This window comes from Luteimonas sp. A537 (genome assembly GCF_054052065.1).
The window spans coordinates 451,931-471,592 of record NZ_JBSVRH010000001.1; the positions used below are offsets into that span (position 1 = coordinate 451,931).

The 19,662-nt window shown below is 67.6% G+C and carries 14 protein-coding genes; 9 read left to right on the forward strand and 5 right to left on the reverse strand.

Features of this window, described 5'->3' with window-relative positions; translation table 11 throughout:
• Positions 1–344 precede the first annotated feature (344 nt).
• The 3 genes from ACW7GZ_RS02135 to ACW7GZ_RS02145 all read left to right on the forward strand — a co-directional run bounded on the left by ACW7GZ_RS02135 (position 345) and on the right by ACW7GZ_RS02145 (position 4,969).
• Entirely contained in the window at positions 345–1,949 is a 1,605-nt protein-coding gene (locus tag ACW7GZ_RS02135) for a peptide chain release factor 3 (protein WP_457001310.1), read from the forward strand.
• Positions 1,950–2,283: 334 nt separating this feature from the next.
• Complete coding sequence (gene trhA / locus ACW7GZ_RS02140; protein ID WP_457002818.1) at positions 2,284–2,922, forward strand: PAQR family membrane homeostasis protein TrhA; 639 nt, start codon at positions 2,284–2,286, stop codon at positions 2,920–2,922.
• A gap of 136 nt (positions 2,923–3,058) precedes the next feature.
• The gene (locus ACW7GZ_RS02145; RefSeq protein ID WP_457007967.1) at positions 3,059–4,969 is read left to right on the forward strand and encodes an AsmA family protein; all 1,911 of its coding nucleotides are present in this window, start codon (positions 3,059–3,061) and stop codon (positions 4,967–4,969) included.
• A 135-nt stretch (positions 4,970–5,104) separates the two neighbouring features.
• Here the strand turns inward: ACW7GZ_RS02145 and ACW7GZ_RS02150 are convergent, their stop codons facing one another.
• From ACW7GZ_RS02150 to mtgA, 3 genes are read right to left on the reverse strand one after another with little or no spacing between them, the layout of a single operon-like run.
• A complete protein-coding gene (locus tag ACW7GZ_RS02150; RefSeq protein ID WP_457007561.1) occupies positions 5,105–5,536 on the reverse strand; it encodes a CBS domain-containing protein in 432 nt (143 codons plus the stop codon).
• On the reverse strand, positions 5,496–6,527 hold the full coding sequence (locus ACW7GZ_RS02155) for a glycosyltransferase family 2 protein (protein ID WP_457007563.1): 1,032 nt from the start codon (positions 6,525–6,527) through the stop codon (positions 5,496–5,498). The genes ACW7GZ_RS02150 and ACW7GZ_RS02155 overlap by 41 nt, the downstream gene beginning before the upstream one ends.
• 25 nt (positions 6,528–6,552) lie before the next feature.
• Positions 6,553–7,314 (reverse strand): monofunctional biosynthetic peptidoglycan transglycosylase, encoded by a 762-nt coding sequence (gene mtgA, locus ACW7GZ_RS02160; protein WP_457002814.1) that lies wholly within the window; start codon positions 7,312–7,314, stop codon positions 6,553–6,555.
• Positions 7,315–7,395: 81 nt separating this feature from the next.
• On the opposite strand from mtgA, the gene hslO reads away from it, so the two are divergent.
• From hslO to ACW7GZ_RS02180, 4 genes are all read left to right on the forward strand, one after another.
• Complete coding sequence (hslO, locus tag ACW7GZ_RS02165) at positions 7,396–8,304, forward strand: Hsp33 family molecular chaperone HslO (RefSeq protein ID WP_457001304.1); 909 nt, start codon at positions 7,396–7,398, stop codon at positions 8,302–8,304.
• Positions 8,305–8,401: 97 nt separating this feature from the next.
• On the forward strand, positions 8,402–9,256 hold the full coding sequence (locus tag ACW7GZ_RS02170; RefSeq protein WP_457001302.1) for an XOO1806 family protein: 855 nt from the start codon (positions 8,402–8,404) through the stop codon (positions 9,254–9,256).
• 171 nt (positions 9,257–9,427) lie between these two features.
• Positions 9,428–12,277: a TonB-dependent receptor domain-containing protein gene (locus tag ACW7GZ_RS02175; RefSeq protein WP_457007565.1), complete on the forward strand. Its 2,850-nt coding sequence runs from the start codon at positions 9,428–9,430 to the stop codon at positions 12,275–12,277.
• A 90-nt stretch (positions 12,278–12,367) separates the two neighbouring features.
• On the forward strand, positions 12,368–13,954 hold the full coding sequence (locus ACW7GZ_RS02180) for a sulfotransferase (protein WP_457001299.1): 1,587 nt from the start codon (positions 12,368–12,370) through the stop codon (positions 13,952–13,954).
• A 57-nt stretch (positions 13,955–14,011) separates the two neighbouring features.
• On the opposite strand, the gene ACW7GZ_RS02185 is transcribed toward ACW7GZ_RS02180, so the two are convergent.
• Complete coding sequence (locus tag ACW7GZ_RS02185) at positions 14,012–15,832, reverse strand: phosphoenolpyruvate carboxykinase (GTP) (RefSeq protein WP_457001297.1); 1,821 nt, start codon at positions 15,830–15,832, stop codon at positions 14,012–14,014.
• A 127-nt stretch (positions 15,833–15,959) separates the two neighbouring features.
• Positions 15,960–16,541, reverse strand: a complete 582-nt coding sequence (locus ACW7GZ_RS02190) for a TetR/AcrR family transcriptional regulator (protein ID WP_457001295.1) — start codon at positions 16,539–16,541, stop codon at positions 15,960–15,962.
• Between the two features lie 181 nt (positions 16,542–16,722).
• Between ACW7GZ_RS02190 and ACW7GZ_RS02195 the strand changes: the two genes are divergently transcribed.
• Both ACW7GZ_RS02195 and ACW7GZ_RS02200 read left to right on the forward strand, forming a co-directional pair.
• Positions 16,723–19,197 carry an acyl-CoA dehydrogenase gene (locus ACW7GZ_RS02195; protein WP_457001293.1) on the forward strand — a complete coding sequence of 825 codons (2,475 nt, stop codon included), beginning with the start codon at positions 16,723–16,725 and terminating at the stop codon, positions 19,195–19,197.
• Positions 19,198–19,256: 59 nt separating this feature from the next.
• A complete protein-coding gene (locus tag ACW7GZ_RS02200; RefSeq protein WP_457001291.1) occupies positions 19,257–19,637 on the forward strand; it encodes a hypothetical protein in 381 nt (126 codons plus the stop codon).
• The last annotated feature ends 25 nt before the right edge of the window (positions 19,638–19,662 follow it).

Below are 19,662 nucleotides of genomic sequence, written 5' to 3' on the forward strand. Positions count from 1 at the left end.
TTTACGCGGATCAGGGCGGATTTACACGGATAGGGCAAAGGCAGGAAAGAGCGGAGGAAAAAAGGCGTTTCAGCCACGGATTACGCGGATCAAGCCAAGGCGATGGGTTGCCCCTCGCCTTGATCTACTTCCATTTCCGCGAACGCGTGGCAAAAGTCCCCCGGCCAGATCCGCGTAGTCCGCGTAAATCCGCGGCTGAAAGCTCTCTCTCCCGCTCTGCTCTATCCGTGTAAATCCGCCCTGATCCGCGCAAATCCGTGGCAAACGCTCTTTGGACCCACACCAGCCCCGTATAATCCCGGACTTTCCGCACACCCGACGGCGCCAGCGCGGCGCGTACCGCCATGCCTGACGTTTCCGCCGAAGCCGCCCGCCGCCGCACGTTCGCGATCATCTCGCACCCCGACGCCGGCAAGACCACGCTGACCGAGAAGCTGCTGCTGTTCGGCGGCGCGATCCAGATGGCGGGCAGCGTGAAGGGCCGCAAGGCCGCACGCCACGCCACCTCCGACTGGATGAAGCTCGAGCAGGAGCGCGGCATCTCGGTCACCAGCTCGGTGATGCAGTTCCCCTACGAGGGCCGCATCGTCAACCTGCTCGACACCCCCGGCCACGCCGACTTCGGCGAGGACACCTATCGCGTGCTGACCGCGGTGGACTCGGCGCTGATGGTGATCGACGTCGCCAAGGGCGTCGAGGAACGCACCATCAAGCTGATGGAGGTGTGCCGCATGCGCGACACGCCGATCATGACCTTCATCAACAAGCTCGACCGCGAAGGCCGCGAGCCGATCGAGCTGCTGGACGAGGTCGAGAGCGTGCTCGGCATCCAGTGCGCGCCGGTGACATGGCCGATCGGCATGGGCAAGCGGCTCAAGGGCGTGGTCCACCTGCTGAGCGGCGAGGTCCACCTGTACGAGCAGGGCCGCAACTTCACCCGCCAGGACTCGACGATCTTCCCGTCGCTGGACGACCCGCGCGTGGAGCAGCGAATCGGCGCCGACATGCTGCGCGAACTTCGCGACGAGCTGGAGCTGGTGCAGGGAGCAAGCCACGGCTTCGATTCCGCGGAATACCTGGCCGGGCGCCAGACGCCGGTGTTCTTCGGCTCGGCGGTGAACAACTTCGGCGTGCAGCCGCTGCTCGACTTCTTCGTGCGCCAGGCACCCTCGCCGCAGCCGCGCGCGACCACCGGCCGCGACGTCGCGCCGGGTGAGCCGAAGCTCAGCGGCTTCGTGTTCAAGATCCAGGCCAACATGGACCCGCAGCACCGCGACCGCGTCGCCTTCATGCGCGTGTGCTCGGGCCGCTTCGAGGCCGGGATGAAGGCCTTCCACGTGCGCACGGGCAAGGACATGAAGCTGGCCAACGCGCTGACCTTCATGGCCAGCGACCGCGAGATCGCGGTCGAGGCATATCCGGGCGACGTGATCGGCATCCACAACCACGGCACGATCTCGATCGGCGACACCTTCACCGAGGGCGAGAAATTCTCGTTCACCGGCATCCCCAACTTCGCGCCCGAACTGTTCCGCCGCGCCCGCCTGCGCGATCCACTCAAGCTCAAGCAGCTGCAGAAGGGCCTGGCGCAGCTGTCGGAGGAAGGCGCCACGCAGTTCTTCCGGCCGCTGATGTCCAACGACCTGATCCTGGGCGCGATCGGCGTGCTGCAGTTCGAGGTTGCCGCCTACCGGCTCAAGGCCGAGTACGGCGTGGATGCGATCTTCGAACCGGTGGGCGTGGTGACCACCCGCTGGGTGCGCTGCGCCAACGAACGCAAGCTGGAGGAGTTCCGCGAGAAGAACGCGACCAACCTCGGCATCGACGCCGCCGGCCAGCTGGTCTATCTCGCCCCGACCCGAGTCAACCTCCAGCTCGCCATCGAACGCTCACCCGACGTCGAGTTCATGGCCACCCGCGAACAGGCCCACACCCAGGCCGCTGGCTGAGCGTCTGTCGCACGGATGGGGCTGGAAGAGCGTTTTTGCCACGGATTTGCGCGGATCAGGGCGGATTTACACGGATAGAGCACAGCAGGCGAAGGAGCTTTCAGCCGCGGATTTGCGCGGATTACGCGGGTCTGGCCCAAGAAGTTCTGCCACGCGTTCGCGGGACGGAGTGAGTCGAGGCGAGAAGCAACCCATGGTCTTGGCTTGATCCGCGTAATCCGCGCAAATCCGTGGCAAAAAGCTCTCGCCCTTTCTCTTCTGCCCGCATCTCCTATACGCCAACGCATGGCATGATCGACCCCGTTCATCCTCCCGGGATTCCATCGTGTCCACCATGAGTCTGCGCGAAAGGCGCGAGGAACTCGCCAGCGCGCTGACCCACGGCCTCGGCGCGACCGCCGCGCTTGCAGGCGGCGCGGTGTTGATCACCCTGGCCGCGCTGTACGGCAACGGCTGGCAGCTTGGTGCGGCCATCGTATTCGGCAGCAGCCTTCTGCTGCTCTACCTCGCCTCCACCCTGTACCACTCGTTCCAGCATCCGGTGCTCAAGGGGCGGCTGAAGGTGTTCGACCACTGCGCGATCTACCTGCTGATCGCCGGTACCTACACGCCGTTCACGCTGATCGGCCTGCGCGGGCCCTGGGGCTGGGGCCTGTTCGCCGCGATCTGGACGTTGGCACTTGCCGGCGTGGTGTTCAAGCTGTTCTACACCGGCCGCTTCAAGCGCCTGTCGACCCTGGTCTACGTGGCCATGGGCTGGCTGGTGCTGGTGGCGATCAAGCCGGTACTGGCCGCACTCGACGCCTGGACTTTCGGCTGGCTGGTCGCCGGCGGCGTGTTCTATACCCTGGGCACGGTCTTCTACCATCGCGAATCGATCCCCTATTCGCACGCGATCTGGCACCTGTTCTGCATCGCCGGCAGCGTGTGCCATTACGTCGCGGTGATGGCCCAGGTCACGCTGCCCGGCTGAACATCCCCCACGTCCGTTCACCGTCGTTTTACCGCCCGCGGTGGAAGGTGGCCCGGCATCCACACCGGAACGCCGCGTGCCGACGGAACATCCCCAGCAACCCGAGCCCCGGCAACGCGAGGCATATCGCGAGGCCTTGGACGGCGCCCGCGCGCATCCCTGGCGTATCGCCGCCGCGGCGACCGCCATCGCGCTGCTGGTGCTGCTCCTGCTGTGGGACTGGAACTGGTTCAAGGGCCCGGTGGAACGCGTGGTGTCCGCGCAGACCGGGCGCAGCTTCGACATCGGCGGCGACCTCGATGTCGACCTGGGCCTCACCACGATCGTCCGCGCCGACAGGCTGGTGCTGGGGAACGCCGACTGGTCCGACACGCCCGAGATGGCGACCGCCGATTCACTCGAACTGCACGTGCGCCCGTTCTCGTTGCTGACCGGCAGCGCGCACGTTCCCCAGCTCCACCTGGCCCGGCCCGACCTGCTGCTGGAGACCGGCGCCAAGGGCGGCAACTGGATCTTCAAGGACACCCCGGGCAACGGCGACGGCCCGCGGATCGACCGCCTGCTGGTAGACGAGGGGCGCCTGCGCTTCATCGACGCGGCCAACGGCACCGACATCGACCTTGCCGTAGCCAGCCACGAGGGCGAAGACGTCGACGAACGCCCGCTCACCCTGCACGGTGATGGCCACTGGCGCGGCGAGGCCTTCGAACTCAGCGGCGCGGTCGCGTCGCCGCTCGAACTGAGCTCAAGCGATACGCCGTTCGCACTCGACCTGCGCGCAACCGCCGGAGCCACGAGTGCACACGCCCGCGGCGCCATCACCCGGCTGCTCCGGCTGGACGCGTTCGACGTAGAGATGGCGCTTTCGGGCAAGGACCTGGAAGACCTCTATCCGCTGCTCGGGCTCGCCTTGCCGCATACGCCGCGCTACGCGCTCGACGGCCGCCTGGTCCGCGACGGCGCCGTCTGGCGCTACGAAGGCTTCAGCGGCACCGTCGGCGACAGCGACCTTGGTGGCACGGCGAAGGTCACCACCGGCGGCGAGCGCCTGCTGTTCGAGGGCGACCTGCATTCCGAACTGCTCGACTTCGACGATCTCGGCGGCTTCGTCGGCGCACCGCCCGACAGCGACGGTGATGAATCGGGCAACGCCGAGCTCAAGGCGCAGGCCGCCGCCCGCGCCGCCGAAGGCCGCCTGCTGCCGGACACGCCCTACGACCTGCACAAACTGCGCACGATGGACGCGGACGTTCGCTGGAAGGCGACCCGCATCGAGGCACCGGGCTGGCCGCTGGACGACATGGACGCGCATCTCGTGCTCGAGGCCGGGCTGCTGCGCCTGGAGCCGCTGGACTTCGGCGTTGCCGGTGGCCGCGTGCGCTCGACCGTGCGCATGGACGCGCGCAAGGATGCGATCCGCACCAACGCCGCGATCAGCGCCCGCGGACTCGAGCTGGGGCGGCTGTTCCCGGACTCCGAGCTCGCCGCCGATGCGGTGGGCAGCATCAGCGGAGACATCGACATCGCCGGCAGCGGCAATTCCGTGGCCCGCATGCTCGCCACCGCCGACGGCGACATCGCGCTGGGCATGGGCCGCGGCGAGATCAGCAACCTGCTGGTCGAACTCGCCGGCCTGGATATCTATGAAGCCCTCAAGTTCCTGATCGGCAAGGATCGCAAGGTGGCGATCCGCTGCGCCTTCGGCGACTTCGCGGTCGAAGACGGGGTGATGACGGCGCGCGCGCTCGCATTCGACACCAGCGACACCATCATCGTCGGCAAGGGCACGGTCGACCTGCGCGAGGAGCAGCTGGACCTGGAGCTCAGGCCCAGGCCCAAGGACCGCAGCATCCTCGCGCTGCGCTCGCCGCTCGTGGTCGATGGCAGCTTCCTCGATCCGGGCTTCCGTCCCGACATGGCCAGGCTCGGCCTCCGCGGCGCGATCGCGCTCACGCTCGCCAGCATCGCGCCCCCGGCAGCACTGCTGGCCACGCTGGAGCTTGGCGGCGGCGAAGACAGCGACTGCGGCGGTGAGTACGCGCGGTAGCGCGCACTTGCAGGAGCTGCATTTGTGGCAGCGGCTATAGCCGCGAATGGTTTACCGGTCGACCATGCCGCTCCTGCAATGGCAAGGCGATCGCGGCTATAGCCGCTGCTCCCACACAGGGGCGCAGGACACCGCTCAGGAGGTGATGTAGCGCTGCAGGTGATCGAGTTCGAGCTGCTGCTCCTCGATCACCGCCTTGACCAGGTCGCCGATCGAGACCAGGCCCACCACTCGGCCGTCCACCACCACCGGGAGGTGGCGGATGCGGCGCTCGGTCACCAGCTGCATGCACGCCGGCGCGACGTCGTCGAGACCGACCGTCACCGCGTCGGCGGTCATGATCTCGCGCACCGACGTGTCCCTGGACGAGCGCCCGTCGAGCACGATCTTGCGCGCGTAGTCGCGTTCGGAAACGATCCCGGCAAGCCCGCCTCCCGCATCCAGCACCACCAGTGCGCCGATACCCTTTTCGGCCATCAGCCGGATGGCGTCGATCACCGCCGCATCCGGACTTATCGCATGGACCTCAGGACCCTTGGATTCCAGCAGCTGCCTTACCGTGCGCATCGCGACCTCGCTCGTCGATCGTGGGGGGCACGCCCGAGCATACCCCTTCGGCCGGGGACCAGGTATCGACCAGGTAGAGCGGCCGCTGCTTCGACTCCTCGTAAAGCCGGCCGAGGTATTCGCCGATCAGGCCCAGCGCCATCAGCTGCACGCCGCCAAGGAACAGGATCACCGACATCATCGTCGGCCAGCCCGCCACCGCATCGCCCCAGACCAGGGCCTTGGCGATGATCCACAGGCCATAGCCGAACGCCAACAGCGCCGTGGCGATGCCGAGATAGGTGGCCAGCCGCAGCGGCGCGGTGGAAAAGCTGGTGATGCCCTCGAGCGCGAAGTTCCACAGTCGCCACGCGTTGAACTTGCTGCGCCCGGCCAGCCGCGGCTCGCGCCGGTAGGGAACGCTGACGCGCTTGAAGCCGATCCAGCCGAACAGGCCCTTCATGAACCGGTGGCGCTCGCGCAGTTCGCGCAGCGCGGCCAGCGCGCGCGGGGAAAGCAGGCGGAAATCACCGGTGTCGGCCGGCACCGGGGTTTTCGACAGGCGTTGCATCACGCGATAGAACAGGTGTGCCGAGGCGCGCTTGAACCAGCCGTCGCCTTCGCGCGCCAGCCGGGTGCCGTGCACGTCGTCGAAGCCTTCGCGCCAGCGCGCGACCAGCTCCGGAATGAGTTCCGGCGGATCCTGGCCGTCCGCGTCGAGGATCACGGCCGCGCCCGAAACCACGCGATCCAGCCCGGCCGTCAGCGCCGCCTCCTTGCCGAAGTTGCGCGACAGCCGCAGCAGCGACACCCGCGCGTCGGCGGCGGCGAGATCCCGCATCACCGCCCAGGTCCCGTCGGTACTGCCGTCGTCGATGTACAGCACGCTGCCGGCCACGCCATCGGCGGCGGCAAGCCGCGCCAGCACGGCCGCCAGGCGGCGATGCAGCTCCGGCAGCGCCGCCGCCTCGTTGAAGGCGGCCACCACCACGGTCAGTCGGTCACGGCTCATGCCGACATCCTAGCGTGCACCGGCGTCACTCCAGCGCCCCGAGCCAGGCCTCGCCGCCGAGGTTGCGCATGTTGCGTTCGATCCACTGCGCGCGCCGCTGCACGTATGGCCCGGGGCGATGCGCGCTGTAGCGTCGCGGGCTCGGCAGCACCGCCGCCAGGCGTGCGCTCTCGTTGTCCGTCAGGGTGTCGGCGTCCTTGCCCCAGTAACTGCGCGCCGCCGCCTGCGCGCCGTAGATGCCGTCGCCGAACTCGGCCACGTTGACGTACACCTCGAGGATCCGCTGCTTCGGCCAAAGCGCCTCGATCAGCAGCGTGTACCAGGCCTCCGCCCCCTTGCGGACCCAGCTGCGCCCGCTCCATAGGAACAGGTTCTTGGCCAACTGCTGGCTGATCGTGCTCGCACCGCGGGTGCGGCCACCGCGGGCGTTGTGGGCGCGCGCACGTTCAATCGCCTCGAGGTCGAAGCCGCGATGGCCGGCGAAGTTCTGGTCTTCGGCCGCGACCGCCGCCAGCGGCAGCGACGGCGCGATCCGGTCGAGGTCGCGCCATTCGTAGGCGATCCGGAAACCGGTATCCCCCGCGCGCAGCGCCTCGACCTGGCGGATGGCCATGAACGTCGAGAACGGCGGATCGATGAAGCGCAGCGCGAGCACCTGCACCACGCTCACCAGCGCCAGCAGCAACGGCAGCTTCCACAACCAGTGCCATCGGCTGCGCCGGCGGCGGCCGTGGCGCGACGCGGACGGCGTCGCGTCATCCTTGTTCCTTCCCGACTCCATCCCCATCTCCACGGTTCGCCCGCACGGGTCGATGCGGCGATTATCCAGCCGCACGGCCCCACCACAACGCGCAACGGATCCCCCCGCATGACTGATGCCGCAAACGCCCCCGAGCCCCACGACCACCTGACCCGCTTCCTGCTGCCGCGCGCCGGCGTGCGCGGAGTACACGTGCACCTGGGCGAAACCTGGCGCCGCATCGCATCCAGCGACGATTACCCACCGGTGGCGCGCGGGCTGCTCGGCGAAGCCGCGGTGGCGTCGGCGCTGTTCACCGGCCACGTCAAAGTGGACGGCCGCCTCTCGGTGCAGCTGCGCGGCGAGGGCGCGCTGCGCACCCTGTTCGCCGAATGCACCGCTGCCGGCACCCTGCGCGGCATCGCGCGCATGGCGGAGGATGCCGGCGACATCAGCGGGATCGACGGCCTTGGCGAGGGCGCCCTGCTTGCGATCACCATCGAAAACCCCGGCGTCGGCAGCCGCGACGCCGCGCGCTACCAGGGCCTGGTACCGCTGGACGCCGCCGACCTGTCGCGGGCCTTCGAGGACTACTTCATCCAGTCCGAGCAACTGCCGACCCGGATCCTGCTCGCCGCCGGCGGGGACGCCGCCACCGGACTGATGCTGCAGAAGCTCCCCGCCGACGAAGGCGACGATGACGGCTGGGACCGTGCCAGCGCGCTGTTCTCCACCCTGGGAGCAGGCGAGCTCCTGGCCACCCCGGGGGCGGAGCTGCTGCACCGCCTGTTCCATGAGGAGTCACCGGAAGTGGTAGGCGGCAAGCCGCTGGCCTTCGCCTGTTCCTGTTCGCGCGAGCGGGTCGAGGCGATGATGGTTTCGCTGGGCAGGGACGAAGCCGAGGCCGCCCTGATCGACGGCACCGCACAGGTCCGCTGCGAGTTCTGCGGCCAGGCCTACGAATTCGACGCCGGCGCCCTGCACGCCCTCTTCACGGCCAAGCTGAGCCCAATGGCTGCTCCGCCGGGACTGCAGTGACTGCGGAGGGATTGTTAAGAAAACATGAATCGACTAGAGTCGGAGCCATCATCGAGGCGGAACTTCCGCCATCTGTCAGGGGTCTATCCGGCACGCCATGAAGACGCGCCTTGCACAGCTGTCCCTCTCCCTTGTCCTCGCCCTCGGCGTGGCAGCGGGCGCGCACGGGCAGACGTTGCAGGGCAAGCGCGGCCAGGCCGTGCTGCCGGTATGGAACCAGTCCAGCGGCAAGATCGAAGCCCTGCTCCTGCTTGAGCCCGCCGAGGCGAATTCGGCCGCGGGCTTCGGCGACAGCGCGCTTGATGCTGCTTTCGGACTGGATGCCGGCAATTCCCTGGGCGTGTTCTGCGACCGCAAGACCGGCCTGGCCAGCGCGCTGGGCAACCTTGCCGACAACTGCATGCTCGCCAGCTTCGAAGACGACTCCGGCAGCCATGCCAGCGGTACCGCAGCCTTCCAGGCCGGCACCAACACGCGCCTGGGCCTGAGCGCCGGCAGCGGCCACGGCACCCTTCCGCCATGGCTTGCCACGGGCAACCGCGGCGCCGCCGCCACGGTCGACGTCAACGACCTGACCGTCTTCGCGCAGCACAATATCGGCCGCGAAGGCGTGGTCGCCATCGCCGGCACCATGGCGAAAGCCACGCTGATGACCCCGGCCGAAGCCACCCATCTCGGCATCGGCGACGCCTGGACCTCGCGCAGCCTGACGATCGGCGGCGGCTACGGCCGCTTCGGCGCCAGCATCGTCGGCCATGTCGTCGAAACCCCGGGCCAGCCCCGGTGGGAAGGCGTCGGATTGGGGCTCACCTGGCGCACGCCATGGAGCGGCCAGCTCACCGTGGGCGCCGACAATCTCGTCACCAAGGGCCGGAATCCGTTCTCGCCGAACCTCAATGGTCGTGACGAAGAAGGCACCGTGCCCTACATCAGGTACGAGCAGGACCTCTAAGTCCTTGATTTTGCGCAGACTTCCCTGGCGGAGCGCGCAATTATTAACAACACTTTAATTTTTGCTCAGGCGGAGCTACTATCGGCAGCGGCCTTGCCGGGCTTGGTGTCTGTCTTGACTCCACCGGTGGGGTTCCCATGGGATTTACCCAAGACTCACTCGGAGAGAGAGATGACCTTTAAGACCACCAAGCTCCGCGACGCGATCACTTTCGCGCTCGTTGCAGGTGCCACCACGCTCGTGGGCACTGGTGCAGCATTTGCACAGGAAGCCAGCTCCACGGACCAGGCGACCACGCTGGACCGCATCGAAGTCACCGGCTCGCGCATCCGCCAGGTTGACGTTGAAACCGCCCAGCCGGTCATGACCATCAGCCGCGACGATATCCAGGCCGGCGGCTTCAACACCGTTGCCGATATCCTGGCGAACATCCCGTCGGCCGGTTCCCCGACGTTCAGCCGCACCTCGCCGCTGACCGCCAACGCCGAAGCTGGCGGCCAGTACATCGACCTGCGCAACCTCGGTGCACAGCGCACCCTGGTGCTGGTCAACGGCAAGCGCCTGGGCATCAGCCCCGATGGCTTCCAGGACATCTCCACCATCCCGACCATCATGGTTGATCGCATCGACGTCCTGAAGGACGGTGCCTCCTCCATCTATGGCTCGGACGCCATGGCCGGCGTGATCAACATCATCACCCGCAAGAACTTCGAGGGTGCCGAGGCCAACGCTTACTTCGGCCAGTACGGCGAAGGCGACGGCACGAAGCAGACCTACGACTTCCTGGTCGGCATGACCAGCGACCGCGGCTCGGTCACCATCGCTGCCGAATCCCACAAGGAAGAAGGCGTGTGGGCGCGCAACCGCTGGTTCTCCAAGGACAGCTACCCGGGCTATCCGCAGTACAGCACCACGCCCGTCGGGCAGTGGGGCAACTGGCGTCTCCCGAGTGCCGCCAACACCGATCCCTGGCAGGTTGCCGACCGCGGCAGCGATACCATCGGTCCCGGCGGCTGGCACGACCAGACCGATGCGGACACCAGCATCCCGTCCGACCAGATGCACGCGATGACGCCGCTCAAGCGCCGCGCGCTGTTCGTCAACGCCAACTATGACCTGACCGACAACATCCGCTTCGTTGCCGACATGGGCTACACCAAGCGCGAGTCGGACCGACAGATCGCGGGTTACCCGACCCAGTCAGGGGCCCTCGGTGCTCCGATGGCCGCGGACAGCTACTTCAACCCGACCGGCGGCGCGTCCGCGGTCAACTGGCGCCGTCGCGGCTGGGAAGTGCCGCGCACCACCGAAACCGATCAGACCACGTGGCGCCTGAACGCGGGGCTGGAAGGCTCGTTCGAAATCGGCGAGCGCTACTTCGATTGGGACGTCGGCTACATGTACAACGAGGCCGACACCTACATCACCAACAACGGCAACTTCTACATCCCCGCGGTCCGCGACGCAGTGGGTCCGTCGTTCATGAACGGCCAGGGCCAGATCGTCTGCGGTACCCCGGGTAACGTCATCGCCGGCTGCGTGCCGTGGAACCCCTTTGCCGGCTTCGGCACGGGCGCCGTGGCCAACTCGCTGGACGATCCGTCGCTGGTCAACTATCTGTTCAAGGAAGAGCACGCGAGCGGCAAGACCGAGACCAACAACTACTACGCCAACCTGGCGGGTTCGTTGTTCACCCTGCCGGCCGGCGACCTGGGCTTCGCCGTGGGTTACGAGTACCGCAAGGAAGAGGGCGGCTTCACTCCGGACTCCATCGCGCAGTCGGGTGACTCCACCAACCTGGCGTCGGGTCCGACCTACGGTTCGTACTCGGTCGACGAGGTCTATCTCGAGCTGAACATTCCGATCCTTGCCGATATGGCCTTCGCCAAGGAGCTGAGCCTCAACGTTGCCAGCCGTTACTCGGATTTCGACACCTTCGGTGACACCACCAACAACAAGTTCGGTGTGAAGTGGCGTCCGATGGACGACCTGCTGGTCCGGGGCACCTGGGCCGAGGGCTTCCGCGCCCCGACCATCGGCGACCTGTACGGCGGTACGTCGGATACCTTCACCACCGGTTTCCGCGACCCCTGCGACACGCTCTACGGTTCCGCCGCCGGTACGGCCCGCTGCCTCCAGGACGTGCCCGTCGGCTACCGCCAGCTGCAGCAGGGCTTCGTGCCCACCACCACGCCTGGCGCTCAGACTCCGGTCGCGTTCACCTCGGGTTCCAACCCCCTGCTCCAGCCGGAGTTCTCCGAGTCCAAGACCATCGGCCTCGTGTACAGCCCCAGCCAGGTGCAGGGTCTGAGCGTGGCGCTGGACTGGTGGAACATCCTGATCGAGAACACGGTGGTTGGCGACCACCCGAACGACATCCTCAGCGACTGCTACGTGAGCCTGATCGAAAGCCGCTGCGGACTGTTCTCGCGTGACCCCGGCCAGGGCAACATCGTCACCGAGCTGCTGTACGGCTCGCGCAACGCGGGTTACGTCGAGACCGAAGGCTTCGACCTCGACGTGAACTACAGCATGGATACCGACTACGGCCGGTTCGGTGCCCGCTGGGCCACGACCTACGTCAGCCTGTATGAGGTCAAGTCCACCGACGATGCAGGCGTCATCCCGGGCCAGGCGAACGGCTTCGGCGGCACCTTCCGGGTCCGCTCGAACCTCAACCTGAGCTGGGCCCTGAATGACTTCGCGGTCAGCTGGGGCATGCGCTACAACTCGGGCACCAAGGAAGGCTGCTACTTCGAAGAGCACTGCTCGCTCCCGAACTATCAGGCTCCGGACACCCTGGGCAACATCGTGTCGCAGAACGAGGTCGGTTCGACCACGTTCAACGACCTGCAGGTCAGCTGGAATGCTCCGTGGAACGCCCGCATCGCGGTGGGTGCCAACAACGTGCTGGACAAGGATCCGCCGGTCTACTTCTCGGCTCCGAACTCGGGCTTCGCGTTCTACGGTGGCCACGACATCGGACGCTTCATCTACATGCGCTACCAGCAGAAGTTCTGATCCTCTGAACTTCCGCTACGCTTGACGCTACAGCCCCGAAAGGGGCTGTAGTTTTTTTCGCCTTTGAAAACACGAGGTTAACGACCATCCATGGACACCGGCGTCCCCAAGCAACAGATGATTGCCGCCCTGAACCGCCGGCAATGGGGCCAAGCGCATTCGCAAGCCCTGCGCCTGATCGACCTTGGCGCAGCCGACCCGGAAATCCATTTCATCGCCGGCGTGGCCCTGCTTGAACAGCACGGCGCCATCGGCGCGCAGGCTCACTTCAGGCAGGCCATCGCCCTCGACCCGCGGCGCCCCGACTTCCACCTGTACCTGGCAAGGGCCTGCGCGTCGTCGCAGGACTACGATGCGGCCCTCGATGCAGCTGGCCAGGCCGAAGCCCTTCTTCATCCCGAGCACGCGCTCGGCTTCGACACCCTCGGGGTCGTCCTTGTCCAGTGCAACGCCCATGAACGTGCGGCAGCCGCTTTTCGACAGGCGATACGCCTGGATCCAGACAATGCGGGGCTCCGCTTCAACCTCGGCACCGCCTTGACCTTCCTGGGCGACATCGATGGCGCCGAGCGTGAGCTGGAGGCCAGCGTCCGCCTTGATCCGCATCACTGGCGGGCCCACCATTCCCTGTCGCAACTGCGCAGGCAAACGACGGAGTCCAACCACATCGAACGCTTGTCGGCGCTGGCCACGGCTGCCGAGGGCAAGGTCACCGCGACCACGTTCCTGAACATGGCGCTGGCCAAGGAGCTCGAGGACATCGGCGACCACGATGGCGCCTTTGATCGCTGGGTCACCGGCAAGGGCGCACCAGGGCACCTGCTGCAATATTCAACGGCAAAGGACGAAGCGCTATTCGATGCGCTGGCCTCGGCCTTCCCGCCCCCCTGCCCTGTTCCGGCCATTCGCGGCAGCGATGCGGTCGACCCGATCTTCATCGTCGGCATGCCGCGCACCGGGACCACCCTCGTGGACCGCATCGTGTCCAGCCATCCCAAGGTCCAGTCCGCCGGTGAACTGCACAATTTCGCCTCTGTCTGGAAGCGTGCCATGGGCGGCCCGGGGTTCGAGATGTTCAACCCGGCACACATCGCCGGCGCGGGAACGGATGCCCTGGACTGGCGCAAGCTCGGGGACGACTACGTCGCCAGCACCCGCTCTTTCACGGGCTCCGCGCCCCATTTCACCGACAAGCTCCCACACAACTTCCTGTACCTCGGATACATCGCCTGCGCACTGCCAAAGGCGAAGCTGATCTGTGTCCGCAGGCACCCGCTCGATACCTGTCTCGGCAACTTCAGGCAGCTGTTCGCGCCGGAATCGCCCTATTTCGACTATTCCTACGACCTGCTCGACATCGGGCACTACTACATCCTGTTCGACAGGCTGATGGCGCACTGGAAGGCGGCATTCCCCGGACGGATCTTCGAGGTCCAGTACGAGTCGCTGGTATTGGAGCAGGAGCGGAACAGCCGCGCGATCATCTCCCACTGCGGGCTTGAATGGGACGACGCTTGCCTGGCGTTCGAGAAAAACACCACGCCCGTCTCCACTGCGAGCGCGGTGCAGGTACGGGCACCGATGTACACCACCGCGCTGGGGCGGTGGAAACGCTACGAACACCGGCTCGGGCCGCTCAGGACCATGCTGGAAGCGGCCGGCATCGACTGCGCGTGACCGCCACTCCGCGGCCCCGCCCGTTGGCAGCCACGCTGCCAACGGGTCCGGCCCGCCTCAGCTCGCTGTCGCGACGCCTTGCAACGGCTCGAGGCTCAGGCGCAGCGCCGAATCGCCCGGAACGCCCAGTTCGTCAAGGTAGGACGCCACGCTGGCGGCCTCGGCCTTCCAGCCGGCTTCATCCACCCGTAGCAGCTCGGCCATCGCATCCGCGGACACGTCGGCACCATCGAGATCGAGCGCGCCCTCTGCCGGAACGTGGCCGATCACTGCCGCATCGGCCTTCGCGCCGCCGTCGACGCGGCCGATGATCCACTCCAGCACGCGCATGTTGTCGCCGAAACCGGGCCACATGAAGCGGCCGCCGGCATCCTTGCGGAACCAGTTGACGTGGAAGACCTTCGGGAGCTTCGCACCCGGCTGGTCGAAAGACAGCCAGTGGGCGAAGTAGTCGGCGAAGCTGTAGCCGCAGAACGGCTTCATCGCCATCGGGTCGCGGCGCATCACGCCGACCGCGCCGGTGGCCGCGGCCGTGGTTTCCGACGCCATCGCCGCACCCACGAGCACACCGTGCGCCCAGTCGCGCGCCTCGAAGACCAGCGGCACCAGGCCCGAGCGGCGGCCACCGAAGACGATCGCGCTGATCGGCACGCCCTGCGGATCCTCGGCGTGCGGGGAGAACGTCGGGCACTGTTTCGCGCTGACGGTGAAGCGGGAGTTCGGGTGCGCCGCCGGACCCTTGGCGGGGTCGAAGTCACGCCCCTGCCAATCCTTCGCCGGCACGCGCTTGTCGAGGCCTTCCCACCAGGGCTGGCCGTCGTCGGTGACTGCGACGTTGGTGAAGATGGTGTCGCGCTGGATCGAAGCCAGGGCGTTGGGGTTGGATTTTTCCGACGTGCCGGGAGCCACTCCGAAGAAGCCGGCCTCCGGGTTGATCGCCCACAGCCGGCCGTCTTCGCCGGGATGCATCCAGCAGATGTCGTCGCCGACCGTCCACACCTTCCAGCCCTTCTCGCGGTAGGACTCCGGCGGGATCAGCATGGCCAGGTTGGTCTTGCCACAGGCGCTCGGGAAGGCCGCGGCGACGTAATGGACTTCGCCCTGCGGGTTCTCGATGCCGACGATGAGCATGTGCTCGGCCAGCCAGCCCTCGTTGCGGGCCTGGTGCGAGGCGATGCGCAGGGCGTGGCACTTCTTGCCCAGCAGGGCGTTGCCGCCGTAGCCGGAGCCGTAGGACTTGATCGCCAGCTCTTCGGGGAAATGCATGATGTAGCGGCGGTTCGGGTCGAGCTCGCCGGTTGAATGCAGGCCACGGACGAAGGTGTCGGGCTCCCCGCGGGCGACATGCTCCAGGCCCTCGCGCTCGATGCGCGCCAGGGCGTCGGCGCCCATGCGCGTCATCACCCGCATGTTGGCGACGACGTAGGGCGAGTCGGTGATCTCGACGCCGCAACGCGCCAGCGGCGAGTCGATCGGCCCCATGCAGTAGGGCACCACGTACAGGGTGCGGCCTTGCATGCAGCCGTCGAACAGGGCATCGATCCTGGCGTGGGCCTCGGCCGGGGCCATCCAGTGGTTGTTGGGGCCGGCATCCTCGCGTCGCTCGTGGCAGACGAAGGTCAGGTGTTCGACCCGGGCGACGTCATCGGGACTGGAGCGGTGCAGGACGCAGCCCGGATGGGTGTCCTGGTTGAGCGGCAGCAGGGTGCCGTCGGCCATCATGGCCTCCTGCAGCGCGGCCGCTTCGGCATCGCTGCCATCGCACCAGACGATGCGGTCGGGACGGGTCAGCGCCGCGACTTCGTCGACCCATTGCTGCAGGGACGCAAGCCGGGTGCCGGGCGTCGCGTTCGCGCCCTGCTGGGGAACTGCATTCATGTCTCGCGCCTCCGAAGTGCGCTGCTTTCAGGCTGGACACGCAATTCTATCCAGCGCAGCCCGCGCCCCCGTGCTGCAGTGCGTCAAAGACAATCCCCATCGCGGGCCGCCGGGCGCGCCACGCCGCTCAGCGGGGGACGAGCGTATCCATCAGGTGTTCGACGTATTCGTCGAACTCCTCCTGCGGCATCCGCGCCTGGTGCAGCTGCAGGTTGAGCTGGAGGAAGCCGACGTAGGCGGCGTAGGTCAGCCGGGCGCGATGCCGGGCGTCGGTGCGGCCCAGTCCGGCCTGGCGGAAGGACGCGGTGAGATAGTCGAGGCGACGCTGCGAGACGCGGTCGATCACCGGCTGCACGGCCGGGTGGTCCGGCGCCTTGAGCAGGGCGCTGTAGACCACGTGCGACTTGAACTCGCGCGCGACCATCTGGAACAGCGCGCGCAGGCGTTCGCGCGGGTCGGACACCGCCTCCAGCTTGCCGAAGACGTCATGCTCCTCATGGGCCTCCCAGCGCTCGAGCGCCGCCTGCAGCAGCGCGTCGCGCGAGGGGAAATGCCAGTAGAAGCTGCCCTTGGTGACGCCCAGCCGGCGGGCCAGTGGCTCGACCGCCACCGCGGCCACGCCCTGTTCGGCGATCAGGTCGAGCGCGGCCTCGGCCCAGTCCTCGGCACTGAGCCGGCTGCGTTCGCTTTTCGCGGCGGTTTTCTTCATTCCCCGGAGTGTATCCATACGCCGGCGTGCGGGACAGTATCGGCCGCCTCGCGGCGTTGACAGTACTTCCTGCAAAATCCATACTGACCCGTATGGCCAGTGAGGCAACCCGCGCCTGGCGCCGGGTGCACACTGGCTCCCACCAGCCGAAGGCGAGCGCAACGCTCGCGGAGACCGTGCCATGAGTATCGTCGTCCCCTTCCTCGTCCTGCTGCTGGTCGGCGCGTTCGCCGCCTACCACCGGATGCGCCTGGCCACCTGGGCGGCGATCACCGCCGCCGGCCTCGCCGCCTGCTGGCTGCTTGGCGCGAACATCACCGCCACCCTGGTCGCGATCGCCATCGCCGCGCTGGTGGCGGTGCCGCTGCTGCTGCCGATGATCCGCAAGCCGCTGGTCACCGCACCCCTGCTGAAGTTCTACCGGAAGATCCTGCCGCCGCTGTCGCAGACCGAGCGCATCGCACTGGAGGCCGGCTCGGTCGGCTTCGAGGGCGAGCTGTTCTCGGGCGCGCCGGACTGGAACGTACTGATGTCGCAGCCGAAGCCCGAACTGTCCGCGGAAGAGCAGGCCTTCCTCGATGGCCCGGTGGAGCAGCTGTGCGCGATGACCGACGACTGGGACATCACCCACGTCCGCGCCGACCTGCCGCCGGAGCTGTGGCAGTTCATGAAGGACCAGCGCTTCTTCGGGATGATCATCCCGAAGGAATACGGCGGCCTCGGCTTCAGCGCGCTTGCGCACCACAAGGTGATCCAGAAGCTCGCCACGATCTCCAGCGTGGTCAGCTCCACCGTGGGCGTACCCAACTCGCTGGGCCCGGGTGAGTTGCTGATGCACTACGGAACCCCGGCGCAGAAGGACCACTACCTGCCGCGCCTGGCCGACGGCCGCGATGTGCCCTGCTTCGCCCTCACCGGTCCGTTCGCCGGCTCCGACGCGACCTCGATCCCCGACTTCGGCATCGTCTGCAAGGGCGAGTGGGACGGCGCCCGGGTGCTGGGCGTCAAGCTCACCTTCGACAAGCGCTACATCACGCTGGCTCCGGTGGCTTCGCTGATCGGCCTGGCGTTCCGCATGTACGACCCGGACGGCCTGCTCGGCGACGTGCGCGACATCGGCATCACCCTTGCCCTGGTGCCACGCGGGGTCGAAGGCATGGACGTCGGCCGCCGCCACTTCCCGCTCAACTCGCCGTTCCAGAACGGACCCGTGCGCGGGCACGAGGTGTTCGTGCCCCTGAGCCAGATCATCGGCGAGGAAAACGGCTTCGGCGAAGGCTGGCGCATGCTCAGCGAGTGCCTGTCGATCGGGCGTTCGATCACCCTGCCTTCCACCGCCAGCGGCGGCGCCAAGTCCGGCGCCATCACCACCGGTGCGTACGCGCGCATTCGCAAGCAGTTCGGCCTGTCGATCGGCCGCTTCGAAGGCGTTGAGGAGGCCCTGGCCCGCATCGGCGGCAAGGCCTATGCGATCAGCGCGCTGTCGCAGGCCACCGCCGCCGCCGTCGACCGTGGCGACGTGCCGGCGGTGCCATCGGCGATCGCCAAGTACCACTGCACCGAGATGGGCCGCGAGGTCGCCAGGGACGTCATGGACGTGATCGGCGGCAAGGGCATCATCCTCGGGCCGCGCAACTTCGCCGGCCGCGCCTGGCAGGCCTCGCCGATCGCGATCACGGTCGAGGGCGCCAACATCATGACCCGCAGCCTGCTGATCTTCGGCCAGGGCGCGATCCTCTGCCATCCGTGGGTGATGAAGGAGATGAAGGCGGCGCAGGACCCCGACGAGCGCGCGGGCCTGGAGGCCTTCGACTCCGCCCTGTTCGGGCACATCCGCTACGCGATCTCCAACGCCGTGCGCTCGATCTGGTTCGCGGTCACCGGCTCGCGCTTCGGCAAGGCGCCGGGCGACGACTACACGAAGCGCTACTTCCGCCGCCTCAACCGCCACTCCGCCAACCTCGCGCTGATGGCCGACGTGTCGATGCTGATGCTGGGCGGCAAGCTGAAGTTCAAGGAATCCCTGTCGGGCCGCCTGGGCGACGTGCTCAGCCACCTGTACATGACCAGCGCCATCCTCAAGCGCTACCACGATGAGGGCGCGCCCGTGGCCGACCGGCCGCTGCTGGCCTGGGCCTACCACGACAGCATCCACCAGATCGAAACCGCGCTTTCCGCGGCCCTGCGGAACTTCCCGATCCGGCCGGTGGGCTGGCTGATGTGGCTGCTGATCTTCCCGCTGGGACGCCGCGCGGAAGCCCCCGGCGATCGCCTCGGCCACCGCGTCGCCGCGCTGCTGATGACGCCCAACGAAGCCCGCGATCGCCTGGCCCAAGGGGTGTTCACCACGCCGGGCGCGAACAACCCGGCGGGCCGGATCAACAGCTACCTGGCCGCGGCCGTTGCCGCCGAGCCGGTGGAGCGCAAGTTCCTCAAGGCGCTGAAGAACAAAGGCATCGAGGCCCTGGACTTCGCCAGCCAGCTTGACGAGGGCGTACGCGAAGGCTGGATCACCGCCGAAGAGCGCACGCAGCTGGAAGAGCTGCGCGTGATGACCCTCGACGCGATCACGGTCGACGACTTCGATACCGAAGAGCTGCGCTCGGCGGGCTACCGCGACCTGCATCGCCCGGACGGGACGCGCGAGGCGGCCTGAGCCGCAGCCATGCATGCCAGGGGGCGCCTGATGGCCTCTGCGCCGAAGCCCGCGCGGCCGTGACCACGCAGACGCTGCTCCTGCTGTGCGCCATCCACAGCCTGGGGTTCGCCCTGTTCCACCTGGCGTTCTGGGCCCTCTTCAAATGGCCGCGGACGCTGGAAGGCACCACGCTGCCCAATCGCGCGATCCTGCAGATCGCCAACGTGCAGCTGGTCTGGGTGTTCCTGCTCGTCGCGGTGCTGTGCCTGCGGCATCCCCGCGAACTGGCCGATACGCCGCTGGGGCACGCGCTGCTGCTCGGCATGTCCGGATTCTGGGCACTGCGCCTGGCCACCCAGTTCGTGTGGCTGCGCGTCAACCATCCGATGGTCCACGGGCTCAACGTGGCGTTCGCAACCGGTGCAGCCCTGTTCGCGCTCGCGGCGCTCACCGGATAGGCCGCGGTCTCCATCGCGGCAGCGT